This window comes from Gluconobacter sp. P5E10, from assembly GCF_018812145.1.
GTDB lineage: Bacteria > Pseudomonadota > Alphaproteobacteria > Acetobacterales > Acetobacteraceae > Gluconobacter > Gluconobacter cerinus.
Window position 1 is genome coordinate 74,893 of record NZ_JACRVZ010000006.1, and the last position, 24,576, is coordinate 99,468.

Genomic DNA, 24,576 nt, shown 5'->3' on the forward strand with positions numbered 1-24,576 from the left:
TGCTTAAAATCAGGATGATTTTGTCTTGGCGTTCACCCGAGGTTCGTTGCCCGTCAGCAGACGGACTATATTGCTATAGTGTCGCACCCAAATCAGGAGGGCGATGAGAAAAGTCGCGACAGGAATGGGAGAACTGGCCCCCCGGCCCAGCACGACAACCATCAAAATCGGCGCAACAAGAAATGCTGAAAGCGCTCCAGCTGACGAGATCCGGCTTATCCGCGCTACGGCGAGCCAGACCACGCAGCACGCCACACCAACAGGCCAACACAAAACCCAGATTGTCCCGAGTCCCGTGGCAACGCCCTTTCCGCCCCTGAATCCAAGCCAGACAGGGAAACAGTGTCCGACCACCACCGAGACTGCCGCTACGGCCATGGCGAGTGACGGCGGGCCACCACCGAACCGAAGCGCCAGAAAGACTGCCAGCGCCCCTTTGAGAGCATCCAGAAGAAGGGTGGCCGCGGCCAAGCCCTTGCGACCAGTCCGCAGGACATTGGTGGCGCCGATATTACCGGAACCAATCTGGCGAATGTCTCCGCCGCCGCCGAGAGCCGTTAAAATCAGCCCGAACGGGATGCTCCCGATAACATACGCGACTGTGGCGACAAGCAGCAGGTTGGGATGTGACAGCGTCATGCCAAGCCCTCAGCCGTGAAGACCTCGCGGCCTCGTCGGAAGGTCCGCAGGACCCGTCCTGTCAGCTTCTGACCATCAAATGGCGTATTTTGGGCCCGGCCCGGCAGTTCGCCAGCCGTTACTTCCCAAACGGCATCAGGGTCGAACAGGCAGAGATCGGCATCCTGACCAATTGCCAGTGTTCCAGCCGAAATCCCCAGAAGAGCGGCAGGAGCACAGGTGACAAGACGCAGGGCATCCATCAGAGGCAGCCCTGCGCCCAGTGTCACACCCAGGAGCGTGACAAGACCTGTCCCACCTGCACGCGCCTGTGCGAACGGAAGACGTTTGTCGTCCGCATCTGCCGGGGCGTGATCAGATGCCACGGCATCAATCGTGCCATCAGCAAGGGCAGCACATACAGCTGCCCGGTCCGACTCTGCACGGAGCGGTGGGGAGAATTTCGCGTAGGTACGGAAGTCCCCAATGTCTTCTTCCGTCATGGCGAAATAAGGGGGCGCTGTGTCACATGTTACTTTAATGCCACGTGTTTTGGCTGTTCGGATCAGATCCAGCCCTTCGGCCGTAGAGACGTGCGCGAAATGCAGTCTCGCTCCAGTCATCTCGGCCAAACGAAGATCGCGGGCAATCATGATCGCCTCAGCCGCGGCCGGAACCTGCGGTAGACCCAAACGGACCGCCAGTGCACTGGCGGTAGCGCAGGCGCCTTTTGCCAGCGAAGGTTCTTCCGGGTGCTGCACAACCAGCGCGTCAAGGAAGCGGGAATAGGACAGCAGATTTCGCATCTGCTTGGCGTCTGTGATGGCACGCGTGCCATCCGTGAACGCCACGGCGCCTGCGTCCTGCAACAGACCCAGCTCCGCCATGTCTCCGCCCTCGCAGCCACGCGTCAGCGCGCCATAAGGGTGAATAGAGACCATGCCCGTCTCTTCGCCGCGCACCTTCAGAAGATGCACCAGAGCCGGATTGTCGATTGCTGGAGACGTGTTGGGCAGAACGGCCATGGTGGTAATCCCACCCGCCACGGCAGCCCGCGCACCTGACTTGACGCTTTCACGATACTCAAAGCCCGGTTCACCCAAGGCAACACGCATATCCACAAGCCCAGGGCACAGAACTGCACCCTGACCATCAATCACGCGCGCGCCTTCTGGCGTCTCGGGGCTGTCAATAGCGGCGATGCGGCCGTCTTCAACCGTCAGGCGTCCGATGCCATCTCGGCCAGAGGCTGGATCGACCAGACGGACATTTTCAAAAACAGTAATCGTCATGAGGGCATCCGTGCGCGTGACAGGCGATCAAGAACGGCCATACGCACCGCCACACCCATTTCTACCTGTTCGGCAATCACGCTCTGGTCCGAATCTGCTACATCTGAGGCAATCTCGATACCTCGGTTCATGGGGCCGGGATGCATGACCAGCGCGCCCGGGTTAGCCAGTGCCAGACGGCGGCTATCCAGACCGAAAAAGCGGAAATATTCGCGCGAACTTGGTACAAGACCAGCGCCCATGCGTTCTTTCTGAAGCCGTAGGGACATGACGACGTCTGCGCCCTTCAGGGCCTCGTCCATGTCCGAATACAGCGTGACGTTCCCAAGCTCTGCCATGGCGGACGGTAAAAGCGTTGGCGGCCCAACCAGGCGGATCGTATTTCCCATTGCGGTCAGGAGATGGATATTGGATCGCGCGACCCGGCTGTGACCCACATCTCCGCAGATCGCAATGGTCAGACCTTCCAGTCGCCCGAAATGACGACGAATGGTCAGAGCATCCAATAAAGCCTGAGTTGGATGTTCATGCGTGCCATCCCCAGCATTTACTACGCTGGCTTCGACCTTCTGGGACAGCAAGGCCGGTGCACCGGACTGGCCATGACGCACGACCAGAAGATCGCAGCGCATGGCATTCAGCGTGGATGCCGTATCTAGCAGCGTCTCGCCCTTGTTCACCGAGCTGGTCGCGACCGTCATGTTGATGACGTCTGCGCCAAGGCGTTTGCCTGCCAGTTCGAAACTGGTGCGGGTCCGGGTGCTGTCTTCGAAGAACAGATTGATGACTGTCCGGCCCCGTAACGCATCCCGTGGTGCGGAACGGGAACGGCTCAGGAGTGCATAGCTCTCCGCCAGATCGAGGAACGGAGCAATTTGCCCCGCTGTTAGCCCCTCGATTCCCAGCAGATGCCGGGGGACGGATGGCCGCTCAGGCACTGAGCACACTCGCAATGCGGGCCAGAACCTCGTCACGGCCAAGAGCCGCCAGCGTCAGGTCAATGCCTGGGGAGGTGGTGGATCCTGTCATTGCTGCCCGGAGCGGCTGAGCTACGGACCCAAGCTTCAACTCGTTCTTCTCGGCATAAGCGCGAAGGGCACCATCGATGGCTTCCGCTGTGAAATCCGGCAGAGCTGCCAGATCATGCCCGACGCCTTCAAGAACCTTGCGACCGTTCTCGTCCAGCAGCTTCTCAGCCTTGGGCGTAAAGGTCAGCGGAAGTGTGAAGCCTGCGAAGGCTGCGTTCTCCGTCAGTTCGACCAGCGTCTTGGCGCGTTCCTTAAGGCCGGACATCATGGCCAGAACACGGGCACGCGTGCGGTCATCAGCAACAACGCCTTCACGACCTTGCAGACGCTCCAGAACATCGTTTGTGAGACGCTCATCGTCAGCCTGACGCATCCAGACACCATTGAGGTGTGCCAGCTTCACATAATCCATACGGGACGGGGAACGACCGACGCCATCCAGATCGAACAGCTTGATCTGCTCTTCACGGGACAGAACCTCAGCATCACCATGACCCCAGCCCAGACGGAGCAGGTAGTTGCACAGGGCTTCCGGCAGATACCCTTCCTCGCGGAAATCTACGACGGACTGCGCGCCGTGACGCTTGGACAGCTTGGCGCCATCCGGACCGTGAATGAGCGGCAGATGGGCGAAGTGCGGGAGATCCCAGCCCATTGCGCGATAGATCATGGCTTGACGGAAGGTGTTCGTCAGATGGTCATCACCGCGCATGACATGGGTGATCTCCATGTCATGGTCATCACAGACCACGGCGTGCAGGTAGGTCGGCGTACCGTCGGAACGCAGGATGATCAGATCATCCATTTCCACGTTCGCAACGCGGACTTCGCCCTGCACCAGATCCTTGATGACGGTCTCGCCCTCACGTGGTGCCTTCAGGCGGATCACATAAGGCGCACCTTCCGGCGCTTCGGACGGATCACGGTCACGCCAGGTGCCGTCGTAACGGGGCGGACGCTTCTCGGCCATGGCCTTCTCGCGCATGGCCGTCAGTTCTTCTGACGTGCAATAGCACTTGTAGGCTTCGCCTTTGGCCAGAAGCTCAAGAGCGACTTCCGTATGGCGGTCCTGACGGGCTGACTGGAAAACGGGTTCGGCATCGGCCGTAATTCCCATCCAGGCAAGGCCGTCAAAGATGACGTCCACGGCACGTTGCGTGGAACGTTCCTTGTCAGTGTCCTCAATCCGCAACAGGAATTCGCCACCGTGATGGCGTGCGAAGAGGAAATTGAACAGAGCAGCCCTGGCATTACCAACATGCAGCAGGCCCGTAGGGGAGGGTGCAAAGCGCGTACGGATGGTCATGCGGCTCTCATATCATGGTCATGCGGCACGGGCCATCCGCATCGTTCGACCATAAATTGTGTCACTCTTTTGCAATGTGTTGCCTTTAAGTGTCACAAGGCCGTTACATGAAGAAAAACCCGGTTTTTCAAGCGTGTGTGATTTCCTGCACCAACGATGCGTTCCCTATCCTGTCTTCAGTATTTCCACTGGGGGTGATCATGGACAGGCGAGATTTCAACGCCATGCTGACGGGGGTCGGACTGACTCTGGGGAGTGGCCGCATCCGGAAGGCCGCTGCGTCTTCCGCACGGGTTGAGACCTTCATGCTCCGCTCCAATGGATGGGTGCCCAACAACCAGCATCTACCCGTCATTCTCTATCGGAATGTGCTCGAGAGCGGTGTGGGCCGTGAAGATGTCTATGAACACCTGTTCGGTCAGAACGGGTGGCCTGCGCGGTGGCGGAACGGGGTTTATTCCTTCCATCACTATCACAGTATGGGCCATGAGGTTCTGGGGTTCTCTAACGGTTCTGCCCGATTGATTCTTGGTGGCCCTGAAGGGCGGGAAGTCGAAGTTCGCGGTGGCGATGTTGCACTGCTCCCGGCAGGAACCGGTCACTGTAACGTGGGCTCTACAGATGATTTCACAGTCATCGGTGCTTATCCGCCGAGCCAGTCTTTCGACATTCTGCGGAGCGCGCCATCTGCGGAGCAACTGGCTCGGATCAACGCGCTGACTTTCCCTTCGATCGACCCCGTCCAGGGTAAGGGCGGTTCTCTGTCCCGAGAATGGCACCCTTCATGAAGAATTTTCCTCTCCGCAGACGCCCTTTCCTTGCCGCTGTTGCCGGGCTGGCTGCCGTTGGCAGCGCAGCAATGGCCGAATCAAAGCGTGAACTCCCAAGAATCGGTATTATTGGTTCCGGGCAGGTTGGCAGAACGTTGGCAGCCCTGTGGGTACAGGCAGGTTACTGTGTCATGCTTTCCGCCCGTAATATAGCGGACGCCCAAGCTCTGGCGCAGACGCTCGGGCCACTGGCATCTGCCGGCACGCCCCTTCAGGCAGCGGCTTTCGGCAAAGTCGTGGTGCTTGCCGTGCCGTATGGCGCGATACCTGCTCTCGGGCGCGATCTGAACCGGACATTGACCGACAAGGTCATAATTGATCCTGCCAATCCCTATGTGGGCCGCGACGGATGGATTGCTGATGTTGCTCTCAGAGATGGCGCAGGCATCACCACGCAGCGATATTTTCCCTCTGCGCATGTCGTACGGGTTTTCAATTCCATCGACATGACCAGCCTGCGTGCCGAAGCACATCGGCCAGACCCACGTCTCGCCGTACCAATCGCGGGCGATGACACGGCGGCGGTGCTCAAGGTCAAGGATCTGGTTGAGGCCGCGGGTTTCGACCCTGTCGTGACGGGAGGGCTCGCCAGTGCTCGGCTCTTCCAGCCAGGAAGCGCGGGTTTTGAGCTGGAACGGGACGCTGCGGGTCTCAGAAGCGCGCTGCACCTTCATAACTGACGGGCACCGAAATTACGGCAGAGCGTGATGGACTAAAATCCGTTACGCTCTGCCCGTGACCCGTCCGATATCTCCTGCCGATACTCTGTTGCTTGATGAGTTTGACACTTCTCTGGACGCGCCAGCCAGTGGTGGCTTCCGTCCGTCGCTGATTGAGAGGATCTTGGCAGAGCAGGGGCGGCGGCTGTTCTGCTGGCTCCCTGTCGCGGTTGCGTTGGGGGCCCTCACGTATCTGACACTCCGCTCCGAACCTCCTCTTTGGCCTGCATCCGGTATTTCGGGCTGCGTAGCGGTGGCCGTCTGGTTCTGGCGAAAGCGTCCAACCTTACTGTCTCTATTCATGGTACTTTCAGGGTTTTTGATCGGCTTTCTGGACGCCTCATGGCAGACACGCCGACAACCGCCCATGCCATCTCTGCCAACGCGAGCCTCTGTCATCACAGGGCAGGTTATCGCGCTAGAGACACTGCCTCCCAGGCCAGGTAGCGATGAAGGCGGGAGACGGATTGTTCTGGCGCACGCGACGTTCGATACGCCTGTCGACGCAGGAATGGCGCCTCTCAAACGTACGTTGCGTTTGAAACTCCGGGATGATGATTCCGCATCCCCATTACCGGGCAGTACCGTCCAGATCAGGGCAATGTTGCGGTCTCCTTCGGCTCCGTCATGGCCGGGCGGCCGCGATCTGCAGCGGGAAGCCTGGTTCTCTGGCTCAGCAGGGAATGGGTATGCTTTGGGCACACTCCAGCACGTGGATAATGCAAACGCGACGGCAGGCCTGGAGGGACTGAGAGAAGCCATAGAAGCGCGCATCGAAAGCGTGCTCCCCGGCCAGACCGGCGCCATCGCCGCGACGCTGCTCGCAGGAGAGGCGGGCGGGATTGATGCCTCTACCCGTCAGGAATTCGCTGCCTCCGGGCTGGCGCATCTTCTGGCGGTCGCCGGACTGCATCTTGGGTTGGTCATGGCTGTCGTCACGGTTTCTGTTCGCGCGTTGCTGACCGCCTTCGAGCGTCTGGCACTGTATTGGCCCTGTCGAGAAATCGCAGCAGTTTCAGGATTTTTTGCTGGTATCGGATATGTCCTGTTGACCGGTGCTCATCTGCCCAGCGTCCGTGCACTCGGTATGGCGACACTGGTCACGCTGGCTCTTGTTACAGGACGGCGCGCACTGTCCATACGCTCACTTGCCCTGATTGCGCTCGTTATCCTGCTTGTTTCTCCGGTTTCCGTTCTGGACGTTTCTTTTCAGATGTCTTTTGCCGCCGTGATGGGGCTGATCGCCGGGTATGAAGTTCTGCGTGAACCGCTTGCACGACTTCGAGGCGAAGGGGGGGCAGGGCGCGTCGTCCTGTCCCATCTGGCTGCCTTGTCCCTCACCAGCCTTCTGGCCGGGATAGCGACCCTGCCGGTCAGCATGGCGCATTTTGGCGTCTTCCAGCCATGGTTTGTGCTCGCCAACATGCTGGCCGTTCCTTTGGCCGCCGTCTGGATCATGCCCGCAGGTCTCTTGTCCCTGCTCCTGATGCCACTGCATGCCGCGGGTCTTCCGCTCATCGTCATGGGGTGGGGCATCCGGATTATTCAGATCATCGCGCACACAGTTGCGATGTTCCCGTTTGCTTACGAACCTGTTCCAGCCACGCCAGGCTGGGGACTTGCTGCCTTGCTTCTTGGGCTGTGCTGGTTGTGCCTCTGGAAGGGCTGGCCTCGTCTCGTTGGATTAGGGCCTATTGGTGTGGGAATTCTCTCCATCTGGCTGGCGCCTCATCCGGACCTTCTGGTTTCCGCTGATGCAGGGTTGCTTGCCTTGAGGGGCGACGGCGTTCTGATGGTTGGTCCTCATGGCAGTCTCGAAAACCTGGCGCTTCAGGACTGGGAACGGGCGCTGGCTCTGCCAACAGGCTCCCTGCCACCTGACTGCATGACCGGTCTCTGCCGTGTCTCACTCAAAGGCCAGACGGTGCTGCTGCGGGCCAAAGATAGTCTGGATGGTGTTCGTTTGCCGTCTGAGCAGAACTGTCAGGGAATTAGCCTGTTTGTGAGTGCATCTCCGGCCCGTAATGCCTGCCCCGGAGTTCCGTTTATTGATCGCTTTTCGGTCTGGAGAAATGGCGCCTATGCGGTCTTTCTCCATCGAGGCGGTCCAGAGCTTGTCTCGGATCGGAGCTGGCGTGGGAGCCGTCCCTGGGTTCCTGCCATAGGCTCACACGGAATGCCCAATCTGCCCTTGGCTGAGGCAGAGTAGCTTCGATCAGGCAGCTTCTTTCGTGCCGGGCGGGGTGAGACGCTTGTCCGGATACAGACACCATTGTGTCGCCGGGCAGCGCCAGCATTCAGGCGCCCGGGCTTTACAGACATAACGCCCATGCAGGATCAGCCAGTGATGCGCTGGCCGCAGCATATCCTTGGGAATGCGCGCCACCAGACCATCCTCAACCTGCCGGGTTGTTTTCCCCGGAGCTAGCCCGGTCCGGTTCCCGATGCGAAAAATATGCGTATCAACCGCCATGGTATCGGCCCCAAACGCAACATTCATCACCACATTGGCCGTCTTCCGTCCGACGCCCGCCAGCGCCTCAAGAGACTTGCGGTCAGCGGGGACTTCCCCACCATGTCGCTCCAAAAGCTGCTCGCACAGCAGGGCCACGTTATGCGCCTTCGCGCGCCATAAGCCGATCGTCTTGATGTACTGTGCGATCCCGGCCTCTCCGAGTTTCGCCATGCTTTTCGGATCGGGCGCGTGTTCAAACAGCCCCTTGGTGGCTTTGTTGACGGACTTGTCCGTGGCCTGAGCCGACAGAACCACGCTTACCAGAAGCTCGAACGTATTGCGGAAGATCAGCTCGCTTTCCGCATCCGGGTTGGCTTCGGCCAGAGCGGTAATGAAAGCCTTGGCCGCGGCCTTGCTCATGGGTCTGGGGGCGTCTGTCATGGCTGAAACTCCGCGCGGGCTGTTGCGTCTGATCCGGACTGTCCGGCAAGATACGCGAAACATCTGAAAATTTCATGCCATCAGGCCGTTGTCCTTGAGGGACAAGACGGCGGAGCTCTTCGTGTCCGATACTTCTACGCAACTCACCGGCCAGAAACAGGAAGGCCGGAAAATCGACGTTTCCTTTACAGAAGTCCTGTCCTTTGTCTGCCGCCGCTGGCTGGCACATCCAGCGCTGCTGGCCTGGACACTCTCTGGTGTAGCGCTCGCCACACTGGCAGACGTCGTCACACCGATTCTGGCTGGTCGCCTCGTCTCGGATATTTCCAAACATGCTGCCGGACCAACCATCCCGAAAACCGATGAGCTTCTGAGCCTGCGTAACGATGCATTCCTCATGGTGGGAGGATTGATTGCGCTTGGTTTGATTGGGCTGTTCGGTCGTCGGTCCTCTTTTGTCGGGATTTCACATCTGACGCTGGCAATCATGCACAAGGTCCTCAATCAGGCCTTTGCCCGCGTGCAGCGATTCTCAACGGACTGGCATGCCAATACCTTTGCCGGGTCGACGGTTCGCCGCCTGACCCGAGGTATGTGGGCTATCGACACACTGGACGACACCCTGCTGCTGATGATTGGGCCAGAGGTTCTGGTGCTCGGTGGCACTACGGCCGTCCTCATGTTCCGTTCTCCCCTTATGGGATCGGTCCTTGCGGTTTCGGTGGTGCTGTTTGCCTGGCTCTCAATTATCCTGACGCTTCGTTACGTTGCGCCCAGTGCCCGTTCGTCCAATGAATGGGACACGAAAATGGGTGCAGCCATCGCGGATTCCGTTACCTGCAATCCGGTTGTCAAAGCGTTCGGCTCTGAAAAGCGGGAAGAGCAGCGGCTGGACACCATCGTCGAAGGCTGGCGCGGACGTACCCTGAGGACATGGCTGCGCGGCACCAATAGCGCAAATATTCAGGCGCTGGCCTCTCTCGTGATGCGGATGCTCATGATTGGGCTTGCCGTCCTGCTGTGGTGGCAGGGCAAGGCCGGTCCGGGTGACGTCGCATACGTTCTAACAATGATGTTTCTTGTGCAGGGATATCTTCGAGACCTGGGCCAGCAGGTCAGTCAGGTGCAGCGTTCCGTCAATGAGATGGAAGAGCTGATCGCCATCTTCCGCCGGGATTCGGCTATTCAGGATGCACCAGACGCCCAGCCTGCACGCTTTACGAAGGGCGAAGTCCACTTCGATCACGTGACGTTCCAGTACCCGGGCCAGGACAAACCTCTCTATCAGGACCTCACAATCGATATTGCGCCGGGATCACGTGTGGCCCTCGTGGGGCCGAGTGGATCTGGAAAGACGACCCTCACGAAGCTTCTGCAACGCCTGTATGATGTGAACAGTGGACGCATCACGGTTGATGGGCAGGACATCGCGCATGTCACGCAGGATTCCCTGCGGTCGCATATTGCCATTGTTCCACAGGAACCCGTGCTGTTTCACCGGACGCTGGCTGAGAATATCGCCTATGCCCGGCCTTCGGCATCCATCGAAGACATCAAGGAAGCAGCGCGTCAGGCCAACGCAGCAGCCTTTATTGAGCGTCTGCCGGAAGGCTACAACACGATGGTCGGTGAACGTGGGGTCAAGCTCTCGGGCGGTGAGCGTCAGCGTGTCGCGATTGCCCGGGCGTTCCTTGCAGATGCCCCCATCCTTATTTTCGATGAAGCAACATCCAGTCTGGATTCAGAATCTGAAGCCCTGGTGCAGGAGGCAATGCGCCGCCTGATGCAGAACCGCACCGTCATCGTGGTGGCCCATCGCCTTTCCACGGTGATGGAGCTGGATCGGATTCTTGTCTTCAGTCGGGGTGAGTTGAAGGAAGATGGCACTCATGCCGAGCTGGTGGCTCAGGAGGGCGGTATTTACCGCCGCCTGTTTGAGCTTCAGTCTCTCGAAGGCTAAAAGTTCCAAGGGTCTTTTCACAATCGCGAGACTGTATTGGTCTTTTCTGCATGACAGAACGTTTCCCCTCAGCCTGAATGCTGCTGAGGGGAAATTCCATCATGACACTTCGTTCTGCTTTCGCTGGGCTTTTGCTGGCCGCTCCGGCGACGTTGATGGCCTGCACCGCGCAGGCAGAACCTGTAGCATTCGATCATGCCCGTCTGATCGACGGAACAGGGGACCCGGTTCGTGAAAACGTCACAGTCGTTATTAACGATGGACGAATTGTCTCTATCGGTGATTCGGCCCCATCAGGAGCCGAACATGTCGATCTCAGTGGCAAAACTCTGTTGCCCGCTCTGATCAGCGACCACAGCCATGTCGGTATCATCAAGGGAACGTCTGGCAGCAACGAGAACTATACCCGAGCCAATATTCTGGCGGCTCTGAAACAGTACAGTGATTACGGCGTCCTCACCGTAACAGCGCTGGGCCTGAACCGATCGCCGCTCTTTGATGATCTGCGGCGGGAGCAGCATGCGGGTAAAAATCCAGGCGCGGATCTGTTTGGCGTCGATCAGGGCATTGGTGCTCCCAATGGTGCACCGCCATCGGCCATGGTCAAAGGGTTAGGCCCGGATCAAGTTTATCGTCCGACCACGCCGCAGGAGGCGCGTCAGGACGTAGACCGTATGGTTGCGGAACACACGGATCTCGTGAAACTCTGGGTGGATGATTTCCGGAACGGTGTGCCGAATGGCAAGACGCTTCCGAAGATGTCTCCTGACATTTACCGGGCGGTCATAGACGAAGCCCATCAGCACAATACGCGCGTGGCGGTCCATATTCATGATCTGGATATTGCCAAAGCTGTCGTGGATGCAGGGGCCAATATCCTCGCGCATGGTGTGCGGGATCAGCCGGTTGATCAGGCTTTGATCGACGCCGTGAAGGCCCATGGTGTTTGGTATATCGCTACTCTGGGTTTGGACGAGGCGAATTACCTTTTTGCAGAGCATCCGGAGCTTCTGAATGTTCCTTTCGTTGCGGCGGCCATCGATCCTGCCCTGATGGCTCAGCTCTCAGATGCAGACTGGCGTAAACAGACACTTTCCAAGCCGCTTGTCGCGGCTTCGCACACCGCGCTTGCGATTAATCAGAAGAACCTTCTGACGCTTTATCGGGCAGGTGTGAAAGTGGGTTTTGGAACAGACTCAGGCGCTGCTCCGACGCGTTTGCCGGGGTTTGCGGAACATCGCGAACTTGCCTTGACCGTGGAAGCTGGCCTGACACCGCTTGAAGCCATTCATCTGGCGACTGGAAATGCCGCTGAACTGCTTGAGCTTGAAGATCGCGGTGTTCTGAAAACAGGGAAGCGGGCAGATCTTCTGATCGTTCGTGGCGCCCCAGACCAAAGCATCGCGGATATCGATCAGGTAGATCAGGTGTGGCAGCGGGGTATTCTCGTCAGTCACGGGCCTGTTGTTAGGCATCAGGGGCTCTGACGGGAGTGCATCCTGACATTTATCATTTCGACAGAGTATCTATCGAACCGTTTTTCTCTACAGAGACCTGATTTTATACTGTTACCAGATCTGTTTATGACATAATATTTCCATGAAGCGGGCGGGAATGTAGTGTGGATGAGAGACTGCAGTCTGCTTCATGGAGCTGTCCATAGTCGGGAAAGTGCGTGCTCGACGGTGGACAATAAAATCACTGCATACGGCAGGAAAACGCATGTCCTCTTTTGACTACCTTACAAATGATCCCGGCCTCCACCTTGCTTGTGATGATGGATATCTCATCCATCCAGCCCGCTGGCAGGGAAGCCATGCCCTATTTATTCTTTCCACCCCGATAAAATCACTCTGGCTGCTCTCTCGCAGGCACAGTCAGTCTTGCCCCAGCGAAGAGCGTGGGGTCCTGATCCGGGACATCACTCTTTACGCCGTCAGAGGGGCTCACCGCCTCACATCACATCTTACATTTCCTGAAAGTATGGGATGGGCGTCGAGCGAAGGCGATGATGCCCGCTGGACAGAGGGGCGTGCTCACCTGGAACTCGAAAATGTTCTGGGCAAGGAAACGGGCATGCTGTCCGTGGAGGTGTGTTCAAAAGGGCCTTATCACTTGGAACAGGAGAGTCCGCAGCTCTCCTGTTCGCCCAACGTAGAGTTCAGCCTTCCACACATTCAGTAAGGAAAAGGGTGAGCGCGCGGCCACGGTGACTGATCGCGTTTTTCTCGTGCTCGCCCATTTCTGCGAAGGTCCGGCTTTCGCCTTCGGGTGCAAACATCGGGTCATAGCCGTGACCATGATCCCCACGCGGAGGCCAGACTGTCTGGCCATGGCATTCCCCAACCACGCAATGTGTTTCGCCGTCTGGCCATGCCAGGCAGAGCGCCGCCACAAACGATGCTGCGTGGTCTGACGTTTCACCCATTTCGCGATGCACACGCTCCATGGCAACGGTCATGTCTTTTGCAGGGCCGCCCCATCGCGCCGAATAAACGCCGGGCTGGCCACCAAGTGCCGAGACGCAAAAGCCGGAATCATCCGCTAGGGCTGGTAAACCAGATGCACGGGCCGCCGCCAAAGCCTTGATTTCAGCATTGCCCGTAAATGTGTCTGCCGTTTCATCCGGTTCTGGCAGATTCAGCTCCCCTGCAGACACAACAGTGATGCCGCTTTCTGCAAGCAGGCTGGAGAATTCACGCAGTTTCCCGGCATTGTGGCTTGCCAGAACAATTTTTGACCCACGGGACAGGCGGCGCATTACAATGTCTCCAGTGCGGAAGTCTGAGCTTTAAAGAGGGGGGCTGTGCCCAGCTTGGCCAGACGCAGCAGTTCAAAAAACTCGGTTTCCTGAAAGGGGGACGTTTCCGCCGTCCCCTGAATTTCGACGATGCCACCCTCTGCGGTAAGAACAAAGTTCGTGTCAGCCTGAGCAGCACTGTCCTCAACGTAATCCAGGTCCAGCACGGCGCCAGCAGAGGTCAGGCCGCAGGAGACTGCCGCAATTTGTGCGGTCATGACTGAGGACAGATTGGCTTTTTTCAGAGCCATGGAGAGAGCAACCCAGGCGCCGGTAATGGAAGCGCAGCGTGTCCCGCCATCAGCGTTCAGGACATCACAGTCCAGCGTAATGGTCCGTTCTCCCAGCTTCTTCAAATTCACACAGGCCCGCAGGGATCTTGCAATCAGGCGCTGGATTTCCTGCGTCCGGCCAGACTGCTTGCCCTTGGATGCTTCACGGTTGCTACGCTGATGGGTTGCGCGTGGAAGCATGCCATACTCGGCCGTAATCCAGCCCTGACCCTTGTTGCGCAAAAATGGCGGGACACGATTTTCGAGAGACGCCGTGCACAGAACTTCCGTTCCACCCACCCGGATAAGCGCTGAACCTTCCGCATGTCGGGCAAAGCCTGTTTCAATGGAAATGGCGCGACCTTCGTCACAGGCGCGTCCGGATGGGCGCTTTGTCATGCGAAAAAATCCTCTCTCAGAACCGAGCCCTGCCTCTACCGCGTTTGACGAGAAGCCTTCCAGCCCCGACATACAGTTTTACCATGATCAGACCTGACCCTTCCTTCTTCCGTATGCCGAACTCCTTTGCTTCCGGATTGGGAGAGCGGGAAGCTGCGATCCTGCGGGAAATCGTTGAAGAATACGTTGAAACAGGGGAGCCAATCGGCAGTCGCACTCTGGCGCAGCGCTTGAATCTGTCTCTGTCTCCCGCGACGATCCGCAACGTCATGGCAGATCTTGGCCGGGCCGGGCTGCTGTTCAGCCCTCATGTGTCTGCCGGGCGTCTGCCGACCGAGAAAGGCGTTAAACTCTTCGTGGAAGGTCTTCTTCAATTCGGTGCCCTGACTGACGAAGACCGAGCCAGTATCGACAGTAGGCTGGAAATTCATGGCCGGTCCTATCAGGAGACCCTGGCGGAAGCATCGTCCATGCTGTCGGGTCTGTCATCCGCAGCAGGTCTGGTGCTGGCCCCCAAATCTGACGCGACGCTCAAACATATTGAGTTTGTTGCGCTCGGTCCGGGACGTGTTCTTGTGGTGCTCGTCAGTTCAGACGGCCAGGTGGAAAATCGCATCATCGAAACCCCGGCAGGACTGCCGCATTCTGCCCTTGTCGAGGCTGGCAACTATCTTAACGCCCACCTAGGGGATCTGACACTTGGCACTCTGAAAGAGCGTGTCAGCAAGGAAATGGACGTCAACCGCCATGAACTTGACGCTCTGACGGCCAGCGTCATCGAAAGTGGTCTGGCCACGTGGGACGCTGATGGTGGAACGCTGTTCGTTCGGGGGCAGGGCAAGCTGCTGGCGGATATCACCGAGATCGAACGACTCACAACGATCCGTATGCTGTTCGATCACCTCGAAACGCAGGAGACCATGCTTCAGCTCCTGCAACTGGCAGACGCTTCGGAAGGTGTGCGAATCTATATCGGCAGTGAGAGCGGAATGTTTGGAATGTCGGGGGTGTCCATGATCGTCGCGCCAGCCCGTAATGAAGCCCAGAAAATCGTGGGGGCCATTGGCGTCATCGGGCCAACGCGCCTGAATTACGGGCGAATTGTACCCGTCGTGGATTACACGGCCCGGATGGTCGGACGCCTGCTGGGATAGTGACTGCAACCCTTCCGCCTTTGCGCTGTTGAATCCTGCGTCCATCGGAAAGGAAAGAGTCCATGGCTACGATTGACGCAAAGAAATCCGGTACATTCCTCATTGGTGGTGATCTCAAGGTCCACCGCCTCGGGTTTGGGGCGATGCGCATTACCGGCAAGGGCATCTGGGATGAACCTCCAGACCACGAAGAAGTGGTCCAAACCCTTGAAAGCCTCCCAAAGTTCGGGGTGGATTTTATTGATACAGCGGATTCCTACGGTCCGTTCGTCTCGGAAAACCTGATCCGTGAAGTGCTTTATCCTTACAAAAAGATGGTCATTGCGACGAAGGGCGGCCTGACACGGCATGGTCCAGACATCTGGAAGCCAGTTGGAAACCCGGACTATCTGAGGCAGTGCGTGTTGATGTCCATGCGACGGCTGGGCGTGGAGCACATTGATCTCTGGCAGCTGCATCGGATTGGACCAGACTGCCCGGCAGAGAAGCAGTTCGAGGCAATTGCGAAGTTCCGCGAAGAAGGTCTGATCCGACACGTAGGTCTGTCGGAAGTGAGCGTGAAGGACATCAAGCTCGCGCAGAAATACTTCCCGGTCTCGACGGTTCAGAACCGATTCAATCTTGTGGACCGCAAGTCTGAAGATGTTCTGGACTTCTGTACAAAGGAAAACATCGGTTTCATTCCCTGGGCGCCTCTGGCTGCCGGAGAACTGGCCAAGCCCGGTACGGACATGGACAAGATCGCGCATCGGCATCATGCAGATGCAGGGCAGATTGCTCTGGCGTGGCTCCTGAAAAGATCGCCGGTCATGTTGCCCATTCCGGGGACCGGAAGCAGAGCCCATCTGGCCTCTAATGTTCGGGCAGCATCCCTGAATCTCAACGATGAAGAGTTTGCTACTCTGAATCGGCAGGGTGAAGAGGTGTGGAAGAAATCCGCCGCCGGATCATAACGATCACGAGCCGCCGTAAACTGTCACAAAATGACCCTTTTCAGTGGGGGCGACGAACGGCTCGTTTCAGTGCTATGCAGTTTGTATGACGCGCCGTTCCATTCGCTCCCGTAATCCGCAGGACCCCAGGGCCAGTGTGCCCCGCGGGCCCCGTTTCCGCCGTTTCCGTCAGTCTCTTGCCATCGTCGCCGGTGTCGGGCTGGTCGGTGTTGCGGGTGCGGGTATCTTGGGTTGGACCACCTACGCCAAACTCGTGGCTGATCTGCCAAGTGTGGACAGCCTGAGGGCCTATCAGCCCCCGACCGTTAGCCGCATCTATGCGTCTGATGATCGCCTGATGGCTCAGCTTGCCAATGAGCGACGTATTTTCGTTCCGCTGGAAGCGATTCCGGATCGGGTAAAGCGCGCCTTCCTCGCAACGGAAGATCACAATTTCTACACCCATGGTGGTGTGGATGTGATGGCCATTGCCCGTGCAGGCGTAACAGATGTTTTTGCCCGTCATGGGCGCCGTGCTGTCGGTGCGTCCACCATTACGCAGCAGGTTGCGCGTGGGATGCTGCTTAACAGCAATGCCCGCACACTTGATCGTAAGATCAAGGAAGCCCTGCTTGCCGTCAAAATGGAGCAGGTGCTGTCCAAGGACAAGATTCTTGAGATCTATCTGAACTGGGCGGATCTGGGGAATGGCTCTTTCGGTGTCGCCGCCGCAGCCCAGACCTATTTCAACAAGCCTCTCGACCAGCTGAATGATGCAGAAGCCGCGTCACTGGCGGCCCTTCCGAAGTCACCGACACACTACAATCCGTTCCTTCATCCTGACGCAGCCTTGATGCGCCGGAATCTTGTTCTGGATCTGATGGCCGATAACGGTGTCATTTCCCGCGAGCAGGCTCAGGAAGACAAGAAGGAGCCACTGGTCCCGCAGAAGAAGCAGCGGTTTGGACCTTTGCCGGATTCAGAATGGTTTGGGGCCGAGGTCCGTCGTCAGCTCATCAGCCTCTATGGTCAGGATCGCGCTCTTCAAGGTGGCCTTGAAGTTCATACCAGTCTGGATCAGCCCCTTCAGGTATCAGCGACGAAGCTGCTGCATGAAGGTCTGATGGATTACGATCGAAGCCGCGGCGGTTGGCGTGGTCCGGTCATCCATCTTGATGGCATTGACGCAGAAGGCTGGGAAGAAAATCTCGATAAGGTCTCCGGTCCAGCCGGAATGCTAAGGGAGTGGCGTCTGGGCGTCATTCTTCCTGGCGGAACTCACGTGGGCTGGAATGAGGAAGGCCAAGCGAAGACTGGTCCTCTTCTGGCAACAGACATCGCATGGGCACGTCGGATGCACCCGCTTCGTGCCGGGGATGTCATCATGATTGAACCGCAGGAAAGTGGCTCCGTTGCCCTGCGTCAGATTCCGCAGGTTGAAGGCGCTGTCGTGACGATGGACGTCCATACAGGCCGTGTTCTGGCGATGGTTGGTGGATGGTCGTTCCACGAAAGTCAGTTCAACCGCGCAACGCAGGCTCTGCGTCAGCCAGGTTCTTCCTTCAAGCCGTTTGTGTATCTGGCGGCCATGGAACAGGGTATTTCTCCGTCCGAGAAGTTTGATGACTCCCCTGTCTCATATGGCGACTGGCATCCCAAGAACTACGAACACGACAATTGGGGCCCGACCACTCTGCACGATGCCCTGCGTGAAAGCCGGAACCTCGTGACGATCCGGGTGGCCGCCCATCTGGGCATGAAGGCTGTTGCAGATACTGCCATCAAGGCGGGGCTTGTGGATGAAATGCCGCATGTGTTGCCCGCGGCTCTTGGTGCCGTCGAGACAACGGTTCTCAAGGAAACAGCAGCCTACGCAACCATTGCAAACGGTGGTCATGTAGTGTCGCCGACTCTGGTGGATGACGTTCAGGATCGTCTGGGCAATATCATCTGGCGTGCGCCAGGTCTGGCGTTGGGAACAACGTTGCAGGCTCCCCCAGCTCCACCGGCGGCCGATCCTTCATCCCCCACGATTGCTCCGGTTACGCCTGAAGTTGGTGCAACGCCCACGCCGCCAGCGGCTCCGGTTGCAGGAAGCATCTCGGTTCCCTCCATTACAGACAGCCGTCCCGTGCTCGCCAGCGAAGCCAGCTCCTATCAGATCGTGGCCATGCTGAAAGACGTCATTGCGAACGGCACAGGTCGCATGGCGGGGGCTGGGATCGACCGTCCCATCGCGGGGAAGACCGGCACCAGTCAGGATTTCCATGATGCCTGGTTTGCTGGCTTTTCGCCGGATATCGTCACGATCGTCTGGGTCGGATTCGATACGCCACAAACGCTCGGGCGGAACGCTGATGGTGCCCGCATTGCCGGCCCGATCTGGAACAAGATCATGAAGGTGGCGCTCGCCAACCGGCCAAAGCTGGATTTCCGTGTTCCGGCCGATATCACGCTGGCGTCCTACAACACCGGCCGTATCACTGCGACTGACGGCTTCAAGGCTGATCAGGTTCCGGGTGCGTCGGTGGCTCTGCATGGCTTCGGTGCTGGTACGGAGGCCCTGACAGCGGCAGATACCGGGGCGGATGCCGTTATTTCGGATTCCGAGAGCGATATGACAGACACCAGCGCGCCGAGTGTTGGGTCTTCCTCGAATGCCAAGCCTCAGGCCCAGAAACCTGCTGCATCGGATGGTGACATTGGTGTAGGCGGCCTGTACTGAGGGCAGCCAAACCACCTTATATATAAGTGGAGTATTTATAATGTCGGCTGAGACCGAAGCCCTCTCCGAACAGATCAAGCAGTCGGTGGCACTGCTGAGGAGGCATCTTTAACTGGGATGTCGCCACAACACGCCTCGCGGAACTGAACCACCGCGCGGAAGACCCAGACCTTTGGAATGATTCTGACGCTGCCCAGAAGCTGATGCGCGAGCGAACCATGCTCGCCAATCAGATCGAGGGCGTTGAACAGATCGAACAAGACGTTGAAGGCACGCTGGAACTTGTCGAGCTCGCAGAAATGGAGAACGACACGGACCTGGTGCAAGAAGCCATCGCGACGTTGCGTGGGCTGGCAGCCGACGTGCACAAGCGCGAAATCGAAAGCCTGTTGTCCGGCGAAGCAGACAGCAATGACTGCTACGTCGAAGTGAATGCCGGTGCAGGTGGAACGGAAGCCCAGGATTGGGCTGAGATGATCCTGCGCATGTACACCCGTTGGGCAGAACAGCACGGCTACAAGGTGACCTTCATTGAAAGCAGTGAAGGTGAGCAGGCGGGCATCAAGTCTGCCACCATCCAGATCAGTGGCCTCAACGCTTATGGCTGGATGAAAACGGAAGCTGGCGTGCATCGTCTCGTCCGCATCTCGCCCTTCGATGCAGCTGCCCGTCGTCAAACGTCCTTCGCGTCTGTCTGGGTGTATCCGGTGGTCGATGATTCTATTGAAGTGGAGATCAACGATTCGGATCTGCGTGTGGATACCTTCCGTGCTTCAGGCGCAGGCGGTCAGCACGTTAACAAGACCGATTCGGCCATTCGTATTACCCATATCCCGACAGGCATCGTTGTCGCCTGCCAGACGGACCGCTCACAGCACCGCAACCGTGCCAAGGCGATGGAAATGCTGAAGGCTCGGATGTACGAAGCGGAACTGCAGAAGCGTGAAGCTGCGGCCGCCCAGACGGAAGCCGCCAAGACGGATATCGGATGGGGCCACCAGATCCGCTCTTACGTCCTGGCACCCTATCAGTTGGTCAAGGATCTGCGGACAGGCGTGGAAAAGGGAAATCCGGACGCTGTTCTGGACGGCGCCCTGGACGACTTCATGTCGGCTTCTCTTGCTCAGCGCGTCGGGGCAACACGATCGGAAGCCAGCGCTTCTGCTCAGTAAGAGTACTCTGGCGCATTAAAACGAAACCGGAAGGCCGGGGCGGCGTAATTAATACGCTGTCCCGGCCTTCTTGTTATAATTCTGTTACAGTTTTTGGAAATTTGATTTTCTGAAGGCAGAAAAAAAGCGGAAAAGTGTACTTTTTCGCCCGCTCTCCTGCGAATATTGGCGCCAGACGATCGAAAGATGAGAATTTTTCGTTTCGGGACAGGCAATAATCAGCTTGACACCATGGCCCGAAGGCTGCCCAATCAGCATATCGGGTATGTTCTCACGACATGAGACGAATCACACGTCCGTGAGGTGAGGGAACTCGATGCAAACACAAGGTCGAGATCTCGCACCGTACAGGTGTGGATCCATTGTCGGTGTCAGTGAGGGGTAAGAAGGTTTCGACATGAAGAGCTACGCCGCACAGCAGCGCAAGCCGACGGACTATATTGTCGCGATCGTCGTGGCCGTGCTGGCTATGGGCGCGGTAATCTATGCGCTCATGAGCGGTGCTGTGGGCAAACTCGTCCACGAAAAGCCGCCCATCAAGACGGAAGTGATCAAGGAGCAGCCTAAGCCGCCTCCGCCACCACCACCTCCGCCGCCGCCGCAGATGGAACAGCCGCCGCCGCCGTATATTCCGCCGCCGAAGATCAGTGTTCCGCCGCCACCCAAGGCGATCCAGCGGGTCACACACGCCAAGCCGCCGCATCCGGTTCCGCCGAGCCCGACGCCTGCACCTGAGCCTGTTCCGGCTCCTCCGCAGGGTCCGCCAGCTCCGGCAGTGCCTGATCACACAGCTGGCGCGTCTCCGATCAACGGCGCCAAGCCGGAGTATCCGGAGGAAGCCCAGGAAGAGAACCGTGAAGGTAAAGTTACGGCTTCCTGCGACATTCTTCCGAACGGTCACACGGCAAACTGCGCGATTGTCAGCTCCACCGGTGGTCACGAGTTTGTGGAAAGTGCGCTCGACTTCCTTCGTCGAGCCCGGTACCAGCCCGCCGTCGTTAACGGCGCTCCGGTTACCGAGCATCACCACATTCTGCACGTTGACTTCACGATGGGCGACTAAGTGTCCGTCAGCCAGTAGTCCAATAAGATTGCCTCTCCGGATCAGGTGGTTCGGAGAGGTTCAGGAAAAGGGCCGGTCCCCATATGGCCGGCACCCCAGACAGCTCCTAAAACGGGCATCTCTAACGAGGATATGGAGTTCATGACCAGACTGTTCCGCCTTCCTGCTCTTGACGTTCCGACGAAGGCGCGCGCCGTCCGGGCCAGCGCCATGGCTCTGACGCTGGCCCTGGCTTCGGGTGCAATCGCACCGGCCGTCGCTTTCGCTCAGCCTGCACCGGCTGATCAGAGTGCTCCGGCTGCCGCTCCGGCCGACCCGTCGGCAGTGCCGCCGGCTCCGTCCTCGGACCCGTCTGCTGCACCTGCTGCTTCTGCACCAAATGATGCTGGCGCTCCGGCACCTGCCGCCGGTGATGCAGCTGCTTCTGCTGACCAGACGCCTGCTGCTGCTGCCACCCCTGGTGAAAGCGCAACGGCCGCTCCTGAAGCTCCGGCTCCGCAGGGCAACCCGTACGGTCTTGGCGCTCTGTGGGCCAATGGTGACGTGATCGCTCGTGGCGTTCTGATCATCATGGTTATCATGTCCGCTGGTACCTGGATCATCATGGTCATGAAGTTCCTGGAGCAGGGCCGTGTGTTCGCTGCCTCCAAGGAAGCTTCCCGTGAATTCTGGACGAAGCCGTCCGTTCAGGCTGGCGCTGCGTCCCTGAAGGCTTCTTCTCCGTTCCGTTACATCGCTGAAACCGGTATCGTTGCTGCAGAGCACCACGAAGGTTCCATGCGTGATGCGATCGACCTGCACTCCTGGACGGAAATGTCCATCGGGCGCTCCGTCGACACCATCAACACGCGTCTTCAGGGCGGCCTTGCGTTCCTCGGTACGGTGGGTTCCACCTCTCCGTTCGTCGGTCTGTTCGGTACGGTTTGGGGTATTTACCACGCTCTGACCGCCATCGGCATTGCAGGTCAAGCCTCCATCGACAAGGTTGCTGGTCCGGTGGGTGAATCCCTCATCATGACGGCAATTGGTCTTGCAACCGCTGTTCCGGCCGTTCTGGGTTACAACCTGCTCGTTCGCCGTAACAAGGGCGCTATGGATCGCGTTCGCAACTTCGCTGCAGACGTCCAGTCTGTCCTGATCGGTGGCTTCCGTCACGGCGTGTCTCCGGAAGACGGCGGCATGTCAGCTCCGACCACCATCACCACCAGCCAGCGGGTCTGATACTATGGGAATGAACGTCGGAGGAGGCGGCGGTGACGACGAGGTGGTGTCGGCAATCAACACCACCCCCCTCGTCGACGTCATGCTGGTGCTGCTGATCATCTTTTTGATCACCATCCCAGTCGCCACGCATACTGTGAAGCTGAAGCTGCCGGTTGATGCAAATCAGCCGACCCAGACTAAGCCAAACAATGTTGTTCTGGCAGTGACTGCGAATGGCCAGGTTTTCTGGAACACCACCCTGGTCCCTACGCATCAGGATCTGCTGAACCGCCTCGTAGAGGTGGCCAAGCAGAAGCCTCAGCCACAGGTCCAGATCCGTGGTGACGGTGCTGCCAAGTATCTGGCAGTTGGCCAGGTGGTCGCTACAGCTCAGGAAGCTGGTATCGCTCACGTGGACTTCATCACCGAGCAGCCCCACACGAACTGAAGGTCTACCGGGCCGTTATAGAAAAACGGTCCGGCAACCTCTTTCAAGTCACCCTTTTGGAGAACCGCCGTCATGGGCATGAGCGTCGGATCGGACAGCACGCACGAAGACGAAGGTATCGTCGATATCAACACCACGCCGTTGATCGACGTGATGCTGGTGCTGCTGATCATGCTGATCATCACCATCCCGCTGCAGACACATTCGGTGGCGATCGATCTGCCTCAGGGCAATCCTCCGCCGTCTACCGAACAGCCCAAGCTGGTGACTGTTAGCATCAACTACGACAACAGTATTTCGTGGAACAGCGAGCCGGTCAGTTCGGAAGCAGCACTCCAGGCCCATTTCCAGGCCGCTGCTGCTGAAGGTGATCAGCCTGAAGTCCACATTCATCCTGACCGTCTTGCCGATTATAAAACGGTTGCCCACGTCATGGCTGACGCTCAGCGTCTCGGCGTGACCAAGCTGGGTATCGTCGGTCTGGATCAGTTCATGGAAGGACAGTAATTCGTGTCTTTGTCCCTTAACCGCCGTCTGAGCGCCCGCTCCCTTCTGCTGGCTGGCGCTATTGGTGCAGCTCTTGTTGCTGGGCCTGCTGCCCATGCTGATGATGTGCTGGGCCAAGCTGTCGGCAAGGATCTTCAGCAGGCGCAGAGTGCTCTTGCCGCGAAGAGCTATGAAAAAGCCATGGCTGCGGTTGATGCCGCAGATGCGGTCAAGGGCAAGACGGATTACGAATCCTATACCATTGCCCAGATGCGTGCAGCGGTTGCCGCTCAGTCCGGTAACGTGGCTGCTGCAACGAAGGCGTATGATGTGCTCATCAACAGCTCTCGCACGCCGAAGGCTGCCAAGGGTCAAATGTTGATGGCTCAGGCCACCATGGCTTATGGCGCCAAAAACTATGCGGCTGCCATTCCACCGACCGAGCGCTATCTGCATGAGCACGGGCCCGATCCGCGCATGCAGACCATGCTAATCCAGTGCTACTATCTTCAGGGTGACTGGAAGGGAACGGCCACGGCTGCTCAGGAGCAGGTGGACGAGACGATCAAGGCAGGTAAGATCCCTGCCGAAAATCAGCTTCAGATGCTTGCCACGGCTTATACGAACCTGAAGGATGCGGACGCCAAAACGCACGCTTACGTCCTGCTGGCCAAGTATTATTCCAAGCCTGATTATTGGGCGATGCTGATCCATGATCTGGTCGCAAATCCTAATCTGGCACCGCCGCTGGTTTTCTATGTTGAGCGTCTGCGTCTGGCGACGGGTGTCCTGAAGGATCCGTCTGACTATCAGGATATGGGCGAGCGCGCTGTGCAGTTGGGTCTTCCCCAGCTTGCGCTGAACCTGCTCAATCAGGGCTACGCAAACAAGTCTCTGGGTAACGGTCCGACGGCCGCTGGCGATGCAAAGTTCCATGCTTTTGTTGCACAGCGTGCTGCTGCCGATCGTGCACAGCTTGCGCAGGCTACTGCTTCTGCTGCCACAGATCCTTCTGCCGGTCCTGCTCTGACAACGGGTTATAATCTCGTTCTGAACGGTCAGGCTGATCAGGGTCTTGCCCTGATGAAAACGGGCCTAGGCAAAAATCCGCACTATCCGGATCTGGCTCAGGTCGAATTTGGCATGGCTCAGATGGATGCAGGCCATAAGGCTGATGCCATCAAGACTTTTGAATCCATTACCGGTAATGGTCCTGCAAAGGATGTTGCTGAGCTCTGGGCTCTCTTGTTGTCTCGTCCTGCCGCTCACTGAG

General features: G+C 58.2%; 22 protein-coding genes. 15 read left to right on the forward strand and 7 right to left on the reverse strand.

The annotated features are described in order from the left end of the window. Nucleotides 1–9: 9 nt before the first annotated feature. From plsY to gltX, 4 genes are read right to left on the reverse strand one after another with little or no spacing between them, the layout of a single operon-like run. Nucleotides 10–639, reverse strand: coding sequence for a glycerol-3-phosphate 1-O-acyltransferase PlsY (gene plsY / locus KP707_RS13300; RefSeq protein ID WP_046900253.1), 630 nt, complete (start codon nt 637–639; stop codon nt 10–12). After that, nucleotides 636–1,910: a dihydroorotase family protein gene (locus KP707_RS13305; protein WP_211503408.1), complete on the reverse strand. Its 1,275-nt coding sequence runs from the start codon at nt 1,908–1,910 to the stop codon at nt 636–638. The genes plsY and KP707_RS13305 overlap by 4 nt, the downstream gene beginning before the upstream one ends. Next, nucleotides 1,907–2,848 (reverse strand): aspartate carbamoyltransferase catalytic subunit, encoded by a 942-nt coding sequence (locus KP707_RS13310; protein WP_211503409.1) that lies wholly within the window; start codon nt 2,846–2,848, stop codon nt 1,907–1,909. Before KP707_RS13310 ends, KP707_RS13305 begins: the two co-directional genes overlap by 4 nt. Beyond that, nucleotides 2,841–4,244 (reverse strand): glutamate--tRNA ligase, encoded by a 1,404-nt coding sequence (gltX, locus tag KP707_RS13315; RefSeq protein ID WP_211507037.1) that lies wholly within the window; start codon nt 4,242–4,244, stop codon nt 2,841–2,843. The genes KP707_RS13310 and gltX overlap by 8 nt, the downstream gene beginning before the upstream one ends. A gap of 200 nt (nt 4,245–4,444) precedes the next feature. Here gltX and KP707_RS13320 point away from each other — a divergent pair, with 200 nt between their 5' ends. The 3 genes from KP707_RS13320 (at nt 4,445) to KP707_RS13330 (ending at nt 8,002) form a co-directional block, all read left to right on the forward strand. Then, on the forward strand, nt 4,445–5,032 hold the full coding sequence (locus tag KP707_RS13320; RefSeq protein WP_215751700.1) for a cupin: 588 nt from the start codon (nt 4,445–4,447) through the stop codon (nt 5,030–5,032). Next, complete coding sequence (locus KP707_RS13325) at nt 5,029–5,754, forward strand: NADPH-dependent F420 reductase (RefSeq protein WP_211501481.1); 726 nt, start codon at nt 5,029–5,031, stop codon at nt 5,752–5,754. The genes KP707_RS13320 and KP707_RS13325 overlap by 4 nt, the downstream gene beginning before the upstream one ends. A 163-nt stretch (nt 5,755–5,917) precedes the next feature. Next, complete coding sequence (locus KP707_RS13330) at nt 5,918–8,002, forward strand: ComEC/Rec2 family competence protein (RefSeq protein ID WP_211503442.1); 2,085 nt, start codon at nt 5,918–5,920, stop codon at nt 8,000–8,002. Nucleotides 8,003–8,008: 6 nt separating this feature from the next. On the opposite strand, the gene nth is transcribed toward KP707_RS13330, so the two are convergent. Then, nucleotides 8,009–8,689 carry an endonuclease III gene (gene nth, locus KP707_RS13335; protein WP_211503411.1) on the reverse strand — a complete coding sequence of 227 codons (681 nt, stop codon included), beginning with the start codon at nt 8,687–8,689 and terminating at the stop codon, nt 8,009–8,011. A gap of 121 nt (nt 8,690–8,810) precedes the next feature. On the opposite strand from nth, the gene KP707_RS13340 reads away from it, so the two are divergent. The 3 genes from KP707_RS13340 (at nt 8,811) to KP707_RS13350 (ending at nt 12,833) form a co-directional block, all read left to right on the forward strand. Continuing rightward, on the forward strand, nt 8,811–10,649 hold the full coding sequence (locus KP707_RS13340) for an ABC transporter ATP-binding protein (RefSeq protein WP_211503412.1): 1,839 nt from the start codon (nt 8,811–8,813) through the stop codon (nt 10,647–10,649). Between the two features lie 101 nt (nt 10,650–10,750). Continuing rightward, the gene (locus KP707_RS13345; protein WP_211503413.1) at nt 10,751–12,136 is read left to right on the forward strand and encodes an amidohydrolase family protein; all 1,386 of its coding nucleotides are present in this window, start codon (nt 10,751–10,753) and stop codon (nt 12,134–12,136) included. Nucleotides 12,137–12,371: 235 nt separating this feature from the next. Further along, nucleotides 12,372–12,833, forward strand: a complete 462-nt coding sequence (locus tag KP707_RS13350) for a hypothetical protein (protein ID WP_211503414.1) — start codon at nt 12,372–12,374, stop codon at nt 12,831–12,833. Here KP707_RS13350 and rdgB read toward each other — a convergent pair. Together rdgB and rph are read right to left on the reverse strand one after the other, a co-directional pair. Next, on the reverse strand, nt 12,811–13,410 hold the full coding sequence (rdgB, locus tag KP707_RS13355) for an RdgB/HAM1 family non-canonical purine NTP pyrophosphatase (protein ID WP_099213303.1): 600 nt from the start codon (nt 13,408–13,410) through the stop codon (nt 12,811–12,813). The two genes, KP707_RS13350 and rdgB, sit on opposite strands and share 23 nt — an antisense overlap. Next, nucleotides 13,410–14,120: a ribonuclease PH gene (gene rph / locus KP707_RS13360; protein WP_211503415.1), complete on the reverse strand. Its 711-nt coding sequence runs from the start codon at nt 14,118–14,120 to the stop codon at nt 13,410–13,412. Before rph ends, rdgB begins: the two co-directional genes overlap by 1 nt. Nucleotides 14,121–14,203: 83 nt before the next feature. Here rph and hrcA point away from each other — a divergent pair, with 83 nt between their 5' ends. From hrcA to KP707_RS13405, 9 genes are all read left to right on the forward strand, one after another. After that, complete coding sequence (hrcA, locus tag KP707_RS13365; protein WP_046900246.1) at nt 14,204–15,274, forward strand: heat-inducible transcriptional repressor HrcA; 1,071 nt, start codon at nt 14,204–14,206, stop codon at nt 15,272–15,274. A gap of 62 nt (nt 15,275–15,336) precedes the next feature. Continuing rightward, a complete protein-coding gene (locus tag KP707_RS13370; RefSeq protein WP_086633116.1) occupies nt 15,337–16,227 on the forward strand; it encodes an aldo/keto reductase in 891 nt (296 codons plus the stop codon). Nucleotides 16,228–16,312: 85 nt separating this feature from the next. Next, nucleotides 16,313–18,931 (forward strand): penicillin-binding protein 1A, encoded by a 2,619-nt coding sequence (locus tag KP707_RS13375; protein ID WP_211503416.1) that lies wholly within the window; start codon nt 16,313–16,315, stop codon nt 18,929–18,931. A gap of 40 nt (nt 18,932–18,971) precedes the next feature. Further along, nucleotides 18,972–20,103, forward strand: a protein-coding gene (prfB, locus tag KP707_RS13380; protein ID WP_099213300.1) for a peptide chain release factor 2 whose coding sequence is annotated in 2 segments (ribosomal slippage) — nt 18,972–19,040 and nt 19,042–20,103 — 1,131 coding nt in all. Because the reading frame shifts where the segments join, the coding sequence is not laid out codon by codon here. Between the two features lie 397 nt (nt 20,104–20,500). Continuing rightward, on the forward strand, nt 20,501–21,166 hold the full coding sequence (locus KP707_RS13385; protein ID WP_046900242.1) for an energy transducer TonB: 666 nt from the start codon (nt 20,501–20,503) through the stop codon (nt 21,164–21,166). A 141-nt stretch (nt 21,167–21,307) separates the two neighbouring features. Then, nucleotides 21,308–22,387 carry a MotA/TolQ/ExbB proton channel family protein gene (locus KP707_RS13390; RefSeq protein WP_211503417.1) on the forward strand — a complete coding sequence of 360 codons (1,080 nt, stop codon included), beginning with the start codon at nt 21,308–21,310 and terminating at the stop codon, nt 22,385–22,387. Between the two features lie 4 nt (nt 22,388–22,391). After that, complete coding sequence (locus KP707_RS13395) at nt 22,392–22,817, forward strand: biopolymer transporter ExbD (RefSeq protein WP_086633118.1); 426 nt, start codon at nt 22,392–22,394, stop codon at nt 22,815–22,817. A gap of 72 nt (nt 22,818–22,889) precedes the next feature. Next, nucleotides 22,890–23,324: a biopolymer transporter ExbD gene (locus tag KP707_RS13400; RefSeq protein WP_046900240.1), complete on the forward strand. Its 435-nt coding sequence runs from the start codon at nt 22,890–22,892 to the stop codon at nt 23,322–23,324. A 3-nt stretch (nt 23,325–23,327) separates the two neighbouring features. Then, the gene (locus KP707_RS13405) at nt 23,328–24,575 is read left to right on the forward strand and encodes a hypothetical protein (protein WP_211503418.1); all 1,248 of its coding nucleotides are present in this window, start codon (nt 23,328–23,330) and stop codon (nt 24,573–24,575) included. Nucleotide 24,576: the final 1 nt, after the last annotated feature.